Source organism: Cellulophaga geojensis KL-A, assembly GCF_000568425.1.
Taxonomy (GTDB): Bacteria; Bacteroidota; Bacteroidia; order Flavobacteriales; family Flavobacteriaceae; genus Cellulophaga; species Cellulophaga lytica.
This window is the reverse complement of the sequence record NZ_ARZX01000019.1, coordinates 67,738-77,109: the sequence shown is the minus strand read 5'-3', so window position 1 is coordinate 77,109 and position 9,372 is coordinate 67,738. Positions and strand designations below refer to the sequence as shown.

At 29.3% G+C, this 9,372-nt stretch carries 8 protein-coding genes; 4 read left to right on the top strand and 4 right to left on the bottom strand.

Features of this window, described 5'->3' with window-relative positions; genetic code table 11:
- Positions 1 to 68: 68 nt before the first annotated feature.
- The 4 genes from KLA_RS13650 to KLA_RS13635 form a co-directional block, all read right to left on the bottom strand.
- On the bottom strand, positions 69 to 1,151 hold the full coding sequence (locus KLA_RS13650) for a hypothetical protein (RefSeq protein WP_034646415.1): 1,083 nt from the start codon (positions 1,149 to 1,151) through the stop codon (positions 69 to 71).
- A gap of 170 nt (positions 1,152 to 1,321) precedes the next feature.
- Positions 1,322 to 1,579, bottom strand: coding sequence for a hypothetical protein (locus KLA_RS13645; protein WP_034646414.1), 258 nt, complete (start codon positions 1,577 to 1,579; stop codon positions 1,322 to 1,324).
- A gap of 23 nt (positions 1,580 to 1,602) precedes the next feature.
- Entirely contained in the window at positions 1,603 to 1,857 is a 255-nt protein-coding gene (locus KLA_RS13640; RefSeq protein ID WP_034646413.1) for a hypothetical protein, read from the bottom strand.
- A gap of 117 nt (positions 1,858 to 1,974) precedes the next feature.
- Positions 1,975 to 3,348, bottom strand: a complete 1,374-nt coding sequence (locus KLA_RS13635; RefSeq protein WP_152536853.1) for a hypothetical protein — start codon at positions 3,346 to 3,348, stop codon at positions 1,975 to 1,977.
- Positions 3,349 to 3,821: 473 nt separating this feature from the next.
- Here KLA_RS13635 and KLA_RS13630 point away from each other — a divergent pair, with 473 nt between their 5' ends.
- The 4 genes from KLA_RS13630 to xylE all read left to right on the top strand — a co-directional run bounded on the left by KLA_RS13630 (position 3,822) and on the right by xylE (position 9,124).
- A complete protein-coding gene (locus tag KLA_RS13630; RefSeq protein ID WP_013622655.1) occupies positions 3,822 to 4,808 on the top strand; it encodes a GntR family transcriptional regulator in 987 nt (328 codons plus the stop codon).
- Between the two features lie 2 nt (positions 4,809 to 4,810).
- Entirely contained in the window at positions 4,811 to 6,295 is a 1,485-nt protein-coding gene (locus tag KLA_RS13625) for a xylulokinase (RefSeq protein WP_034646411.1), read from the top strand.
- Position 6,296: 1 nt separating this feature from the next.
- A complete protein-coding gene (gene xylA / locus KLA_RS13620) occupies positions 6,297 to 7,622 on the top strand; it encodes a xylose isomerase (RefSeq protein ID WP_034646410.1) in 1,326 nt (441 codons plus the stop codon).
- Positions 7,623 to 7,705: 83 nt separating this feature from the next.
- Positions 7,706 to 9,124: a D-xylose transporter XylE gene (gene xylE / locus KLA_RS13615; RefSeq protein WP_034646409.1), complete on the top strand. Its 1,419-nt coding sequence runs from the start codon at positions 7,706 to 7,708 to the stop codon at positions 9,122 to 9,124.
- The last annotated feature ends 248 nt before the right edge of the window (positions 9,125 to 9,372 follow it).

Genomic DNA, 9,372 nt, shown 5'->3' with positions numbered 1-9,372 from the left:
TGCTCATTTTACTTTTATATTGTTTTGTTGCCCTATTTACTCTTTATGGCACGAGCGTGACGCTCGCGCTAGCTGTTTTTTTTAACTATTCTAAGTTCTTCAAAAATGTGAAGATTATTTTTAAAATCTTTTACAAACAATTTTTCGTTAGAGAAATAAACGGGTTCTGGGCTTGTTAGTTTATTACCATTCATAAAATCTTCTTTAGAGATGAGCTCGTATTCCCATATTAATTTTTTGCTATTATAATCATAAAGACCAATATAGCGTACCCCATCTCCATATGATTTTTCACCTAAAAAAGTGAAGTAGTTACCTTGTAGTAAGGGGGAATAAATATTCTTGTATGTTCCCATTCCAGAAAAATCAACCTCTCTAAAGTTGAAGGATTCTTCAATTTCATAAGTTTGGGTATTTATTTTTTGAAAATAATTTGCAGACATACAATAAAGATTGTTATCATTATTATTTACAAAAAAAGAAGTGCCTTTTATTGTTGTTTCGTAACCAAAATTTAAGTCGCTTTCCTGGGTAGAGAATTTATGTACTATATTTCCTGTTTTAATAGAAACAGTGATTAAACGACCACCTTTAGTTGTAAGTAAAAGAGTATCATTATGTATTCCAATTATTTTTTTTATTTGGTTAAGTTTTTCTCCATATTTTGGGGTGTCAAATAGAGATAAATCTATTAGCCAAATAGTATCTCCCTCCGTATTAATTAATTCCAATTTAGTCATACGATTTATTAAAATCATATTATCAAAGAAAAACTCAAGATCAATATTGTAAATACCACATTTTTTTGTGATTTTATTTTCTTTAATATTAAAAAAAACTATTTCTGATTCAGTAAAATCTTCACTAAAATTTTGTGCAAGAAATACGTTAGAATTTATTTTATTATTACTGATATTAATTTTGGAATCTATTTTATGCTCTCTTTTGTTTTTTAAATCAATTACATATTGTTTATCTAAGTTTTTGTTAAAAAAAAGCACATAACAATCGTCAATTAATTGTGCTATATTAGTTTCGTGAGAAACTGTCTTATTATTGATGGTTACAGTATTATTATTTTTAATTATAATTATATGTTCCTTAGTTAGAAAAAATTGGCAAACATTTTCTATTATTGTATGATCAGTCATATTATTTTGTTATTAGAAGACTATTAAATATTTCAGAACTTTTTGTTTTTATTTCTGAGGTAAATAATACCCTTTTTTGATTTTTAATAATAGAAGAATTTGTAATATTACCATATAAATTCCCCGCTAGCGCAAGCATCTTGCTTGTGCCGTTAAACAAACTAAAAGTTTTACTTATTTTTACTAAAGTCCCTTATTATTTTATAAATATAATAGCTACTTAAAACAAGTAAAGTTCCTTTACCTAAAAATACACCAAATTTGTTGTTGTGTAGGTATCTTAATATTGCTTCTAACAAACCGGCTCTCCAACTAGAAGGAAATTCCTCCATAGGAGTCCAATAATCATATATATAGTAAAGAAATATAGTAGTACCCAGTGCGAGCAAATTAACAAGCAATTCTTCTGTTTTATCTGAGAGTTTCATTATAGCGTTATAAATTCTTAAACCTACTTTTTACTAAAGTCCCTTAGTATTTTATAAATATAGTACGTGCTTAAAGCAAGTAAAGTTCCTTTACCTAAAAACTCACCAAATTTGTTGTTGTGTAGGTAAGCTAATATAGCTTCAAATAATATAGGTCGCCAACCAGAAGGTTGAGTTTCGCTAGGCGTCCAATAATCATATATGTAGTAGAGAAACTCTAAACAGAGTATAGCAAATAAGTTATGTAACAGCTCTTGTGTTTTATTTGAGAGTTTCATTTTTAAAAAATTAACTCTTGTTTAAGTATTTTTACAAAATATTTAAACAAGAGTTTCTTTAAGTTAACAGAGTTTTATCTAAGTAGATAAAACTCTGTTTTTAAAATTTAATGATTTTTATTTACAATTTTTATAAGCTGTAATTATTTTTTTTAAACCTTCAGCTTCATCCAAGTTAATTTCAGAAGTATTTAAATTATCTTTTAGAGTAGGACAATCATTTAAATATTCAAATAATTTTTCAAACATTTTTTCTGAATTATCTTTTTTGAATATTGTGGAACCCTCTACAATAATTCCTTTTTCTTCATTGTCTTTTTTTAGAATATGGTATTTGCTAGTTATAGATTTATACAACTTTAAATTTTCAGTATCATTTACAATTAAGTTAAATTTAGGTCCAGTTACTCCCTTAGTTGCAATACCAGCATAACAATCTCCAGATTCTTTTAAGCATATTTTTACACCGTCCTTAGCTTTGTAAGTTGTGTATTTATCTTTACCATTTTCTTTTTTTGTTTTTAGAGATGCTACACCACCATAGTTTTGAAGGGAAGACATTCCAGATTTTTCTGATTCTAATTCATAAAACTCTAGAGTTAGAATACCCTCTATTTTTTCTCCTTCCGCAGTATAAACTGTTGCTTCTTTTTTATAAATATTATCAGAAGTTTTCATTTCCGCTAATACTTCATTTTTGTGATTTTCTCTATTGATATTAAATTGTTTAGTTTGCATATCACCAAGAGTATAACCACTCATTATCATACGCTCTATTACTCTTTTTGCAATTTCATCACTATTAGTAGATTTTAAAGTATAATCTATACTGTTTTTGTTAAAAAGAGAAATTTCACCCTTTTGATAAGTGCCAGTTAAAAAATTAGTGGCATCGTATACTTTAACAATTGTTTGTTTTGTAGAACTATTGTAATTTGTTTTATAATGGCCAATAATAATGTCTTCTGCCCCTCCTTTAATAATGTTGTTTTTATCAAATTTTAGATCAAAATCTTTAACAACTTTATAAGCCTCTTTAAATTGGGCTATTTTTTCATCCACACTAGAGTTTCGAGGTCTTGGCTCAGCAAAAAAGTCATTAATTTTGTCATAATTAATACCAGTGTCGCTTATAAATTCATTTTTTTTAACTAAATGTCTAACAATATTTTTTTCATTACTTAGTGAAAACTTTAATCCAGTATTATCATAATCAGAAAAGTAAACATCATTATTGTTTGGTTTACTAAATTTAAAAAACTTAAATGTTTCATCTCCTTTTAAAGATATTATGTTTTCTGATTCAACCTTAAAACTAAGTATGTCTTTATCGTTTAAATCTTTTAGGTCATAATGATTTAGTTCTATTTTAATAAGCTTACAAACTTCATTTTTATTTATACTTAAAATATCTTTTTTAACCTTAACATCTTGTGCTATTGTGCTAATAGAGATTAAAAATAAAGTAGCAATAAGTAATTTTTTTTTCATAATTGGATATAATTTATTGTGATATTTATTGTTTGTTATTTTTATACAATAATTGTATTCTGCAAATGGACTATTATATTTCCAAAACCTATAAAAGGTAAAATCAATAAAATCAACAACAAAAGAATAGATTTGGATCTCTTTTTGTAGGTCATAAGTAGGATTTAACAATGTGTTGTAAAAGTTTGCAATATAAGAATTTACTTTGTTTTGTAGTAATTATATTTTATTCAGTTAACTTATATTCTTACATATTTTTTTCTTGTGTTAGGCTATTTTAAAAGGTTTGTATTATTATCTTAATAAAGAATGAGTAGTACTACTTAGTATATATATTAGTTGAAATAATCTATATACTCGACGTATAACATTTATCTTAGGAAATTACTTACTAATTTGATTTATTTAATTATGATTTACTTTTTAAAATAAAATTTCTATATTTGACAAACCAGAACAGAACAGAACGGTTTATGAAATTTGAAATTAATTCTAATAGTGATATACCAAAATACTTACAATTGGTTAATGCTATTAATGATGCTTTAGCTACAAACGTATTAACTAATGGAGATGCGTTACCCTCTGTAAATAAGGTGTGTAAAGACTTTAATTTATCTAGAGATACGGTTTTTAAAGCATATTCACTTTTAAAAGAGTATGGTGTAATAGCATCTGTGCCTAACAAGGGGTATTATATAGCTAATGAAACCAAAAAAGTGCTTTTGGTTCTAGATACTTTTAAAGCCTATAAAGAAGTTTTATATCATTCTTTTGTAAATAACTTGCCAAAAAATGTAATTGTAGATGTACAGTTTCATCATTATAAAATAGAAAATTATAAAACCATACTTAACAATAGTAAGGGTAAGTATTATAAGTATGTAGTTATGAATTTTAACCATAACAAAGTAGCAGAAATTTTATCTGATTTTGATACAAGTAACCTGCTTTTAATAGATTGGAATATACACGCAAAAGAAGATAGTAACTACGTATTTCAAGATTTTGGAGTTTCTTTTTCTAATGCTTTAAAAGAGGCTATTTCTAATTTTAAAAAATACAAGCGGTTGGTATTTGTGTATCCTACATTCACGTATCATCCTTTTGAAACGGTTACATATTTTAAAAAGTTCTGTAAAGAAAGCAATTTAGATTATGATGTTGTTTTAGATGTAAATGACTTTAAAGTAGTTAAAAATGAGGCTTACATAAGTGTAAGTGATAGAGTTTTAGGTAACTTTTTAGAACAATGTAAAGATCAAAATCTGGAACCTGGTACAGATGTAGGTTTCTTATCTTATAATGAAACCCCTATGAAAAAATTTATATATAAAGGTATTAGTGTAGTATCTACAGATTTTAAAGCTCTAGGTTCTACAGCTGCTTCTTTTGTAACTAATGATAAGCCTTTGCAAAGCTATATTCCAACACAATTAATATTAAGAGAATCATTATAAGTATGTATTATATAGGCTATGATATTGGTAGTTCTTCTGTAAAAGCAGCATTGGTAGATGCAGATACAGGTAAACAAATAATTGTTGTTAATGAACCAGAAACCGAAATGGAAATTATTGCTCATCAACCAAATTGGGCAGAACAAGACCCTACTCTTTGGTGGAAACACGTATGCAATGCTACAAAACGGGCAATTAAAGAATCTGGTATAAACGCATCTAAAATTTCTGCAATAGGTATTTCTTACCAAATGCACGGTTTAGTAGTTGTAGATAAGGACTTAAACCCTTTACGTAATGCTATTATTTGGTGTGATAGTAGGGCTGTAGAAATTGGAGAAAAAGCATTTGAAGAAATTGGTAAAAATAAATGTGCAACAAGGCTTTTAAATTCGCCTGCAAATTTTACGGCATCTAAATTAAAATGGGTTAGAGATAATGAACCAGATGTTTACAATAAAATATATAAATACATACTTCCGGGAGATTTTATTGCAATGCAGTTTACGGGAGAATTAAATACTACAAAAAACGGTTTATCTGAGGGTATTTTATGGGATTTTAAAAATGATGAGTTGGCTTCTTTTTTATTAGAGTATTATGGGGTAAATGAAGACTTAACGCCAACCATTGTATCAAATTTTACAAGCCAGGGTCTAGTAACAGAGAAAGCATCAACTGCATCAGGGTTACCTGTTGGTATACCTATTAATTACAGAGCCGGTGACCAACCCAATAATGCACTTTCTTTAAACGTATTTAACCACGGCGAGGTTGCCGCTACAGGTGGCACATCTGGTGTTGTATACGCGGTAACAAATAATGTGCAATCTAAAGAAACTTCTAGAATTAACCATTTTGCTCACGTTAATTACACACAAAAACAACCTGTGTTAGGTAAGCTTTTAAATATTAATGGTGCAGGTATACAGTACCGTTGGCTAAAAGACAATTTAGGGGTTAATAGTTATGATGAAATGAATAAAATGGCCTCTAATATTTCTGTAGGGTCAAATGGGTTAAGCTTAATACCTTTTGGTAATGGTGCAGAACGTATGTTTAATAATAAAACTATAGGTACCCATTTTTGCAATTTAAACTTAAATAAGCATACCAAAGCACATTTGGTTAGGGCAGCTCTAGAGGGTATTGCTTTTTCATTTGCATACGGTATGCAAATATTAAAAGATGATAATACTGCTATTAATGTTATTAGAGCAGGTAATGACAACTTGTTTAGGTCTGCTATTTTTTCTGAGACAGTAGCTACACTAATTGGTCATGAGATAGAAATATATAATACTACAGGAGCTATTGGCGCTGCAAGAGCAGCAGGAGTGTATAAAGGTGATTTTACAGCATTTAAAAATAATAGCAGTGCTAATGATCACGTAAAAACATACAAACCATTAAAAAATAAGATACCATATGTTACGGCGTATGAGAAATGGAGAAACGAATTAGAAATCATTTTAAAACATAAATAATATGGCATTAATTGGCAATAAAGAATACTTTAAAGGTATAGGAGATATTAAGTTTGAAGGGAAGGAATCTACAAATCCCTTAGCATTTAAATATTACAATGCAGACCAAGTTGTTGCTGGTAAAACAATGAAAGAGCATTTTAAATTTGCAATTGCGTATTGGCATACTTTCTGTGGTCAAGGTTCTGATCCTTTTGGACCTGGAACTCAAAATTTTCCTTGGGACTCTTCATCAGATCCATTACAAGCAGCAAAAGATAAAGCAGATGCAGCTTTTGAATTTATAACAAAAATGGGATTTGATTATTATTGTTTTCACGATTTTGATTTAATTAATGAAGGTTCAACTTTAGTAGAGTCAGAAAAAAGAATTCATAGTATTACAGATTATCTAAAGGATAAAATGGAAGCTTCAAAAGTGAAGTTACTTTGGGGAACATCAAACTGTTTTTCTAACCCAAGGTATATGAATGGTGCTGCTACTAATCCAGATTTTAATGTGGTTGCTAGGGCAGGAGCACAAGTAAAATTAGCATTAGACACTACTATTGCTTTAAACGGAGAAAATTATGTGTTTTGGGGTGGTAGAGAAGGTTATATGTCTTTGTTAAACACAGATATGGGCAGAGAATTAGACCATATGGCACAGTTTTTAACTACAGCTAAAGATTATGCAAGAGCTCAAGGGTTTAAAGGTACGTTTTTTATTGAGCCAAAACCTATGGAACCAATGAAACATCAATACGATTTTGATTCGGCTACGGCAATTGGTTTTTTGCGTAAGTATGGTTTAGATAAAGATTTTAAAATTAATATAGAAGTAAACCACGCTACTTTGGCGCAACATACTTTTCAGCATGAGTTGCAAGTTGCAGCCAACGAAGGTATGCTTGGTAGTATTGATGCTAACCGTGGAGACTACCAAAACGGGTGGGATACAGACCAATTTCCTAATAACATACAAGAAACTACAGAGGCAATGTTAGTATTTTTAAAGTCTGGAGGCTTACAAGGAGGTGGTGTTAATTTTGATGCTAAAATTAGAAGAAATTCTACAGATTTAGAAGACGTATTTTTAGCTCATATTGGAGGAGCAGATACCTTTGCAAGAGCATTACTAACAGCAGATAAAATTATAACTTCTTCTGCTTATGATGAGCTTAGAAAAAAACGTTATGCCTCTTTTGACTCAGGAAAAGGTAAAGACTTTGAAGATGGAAAATTAAACCTTCAAGATTTACATAAAATAGCACTAGAAAATGGCGAATTAGATTTAATTAGTGGAAAACAAGAATTGTTTGAGAACATCATAAATCAGTATATATAATAACTAAAAAGGTGTAAACTTTAATAAATAGTTTATGCCTTTTTTTATAGCCATATACATAACCAACTAACATTTTTAAACTTATGAAGACTTCTACTAATACCTTTTTTTTATGGAAATTAACCTTGGTAGCTACTTTAGGCGGACTCCTATTTGGTTATGATACTGCAGTTATATCTGGAACCGTAAGTTCTTTAGAGCATTTTTTTGTTTTACCTTTTGGTTTATCAGAAACAGCTTCCAATGCAAGACTAGGGTTTTTAGTATCTAGTGCATTAATAGGGTGTATAATTGGTGGTATTTTTGGTGGTGTAATAAGTAAAATTCTAGGCAGAAAAAAGGGGTTAATATTAGCAGCTTCTCTATTTTTAATTTCGGCAATTGGATCTGCAATTCCAGAGGTATTTGTAAAACCTATTGGAGAAGGAGACCATACTTTTATGTACATTTTTATTGTATACCGTATTATTGGCGGTATTGGTGTGGGGTTAGCATCTATGCTATCTCCATTATATATTGCAGAAATTTCACCAGCCAATAAAAGAGGTAAATTAGTGTCAATGAATCAGTTTGCTATAATATTTGGTATGTTGGTTGTTTATTTTGTTAACTATTTTATTTCTAGTCAAGGAGATGACAGTTGGTTAAATACCGTTGGTTGGCGTTGGATGTTTGCATCAGAAATAATACCTGCAAGTTTGTTTCTATTTTTTTTACTTTTTGTGCCAGACACCCCAAGATCTTTGGTTTTAAAATCTAACCCTAAAAAAGCATTAGATGTATTAATTAAAGTTAACGGTGTAGATAATGCTCCAGTAATCTTAAATCAAATAAAAAGTACAGTTACTAACCACTCTGCAAAGTTATTTTCATATGGCGTACCTATTATTATAATAGGTGTTTTACTATCCGTTTTTCAGCAATTTGTTGGTATTAATGTAGTATTATATTATGCGCCAGAAATTTTTAAAAGTATGGGTTCTGGTACAGATGTAGCATTGTTGCAAACTATAATTGTAGGTGCTATTAATTTACTTTTTACAGTGTTAGCTATACAAACGGTAGATAAATTTGGTAGAAAACCGTTAATGATTATAGGTGCTGTAAGTATGGCTATTGCTATGTTTGCCCTAGGAACAGCATTTTACACCACATCTTTGGGAGTATTTGCATTGGTTTGTATGTTGGTATATGTAGCTGGTTTTGCTATGAGTTGGGGACCTGTGGCTTGGGTTCTTTTATCAGAAATTTTCCCTAATAGCATTAGAGGTAAAGCTTTAGCTGTAGCAGTGGCGGCACAATGGATAGCAAATTATTTTGTTTCTTGGACGTTTCCTATGATGGATAAAAACAGTTATTTAGTAGAGAAATTTAATCACGGTTTTGCTTATTGTGTATATGGTTTAATGGGAGTATTGGCTGCACTATTTGTATGGAAATTTATACCAGAAACCAAAGGAAAAACACTAGAAGAAATGAATGATTTATGGACTAAAAAATAAATATATTTTATATCTTAATTACTCAAATTTCTTCATTTAAATTTAAGTCTAAATGAGGAAATTTTTTGGTTAAAAAGCCATTAAATACGACGAAATTCATCTATTGCTTTTTGTGTTTTAAAATCTTCTAAATACTAAAGAACAGTACGTTCACCGATGTTTTTTGCATAATTTTAAAAATCATTTTAACTTTTTATTTACACTGATGTTCACAATTGTTATTGTGGCAACAACCTAAAGCTGTTTTA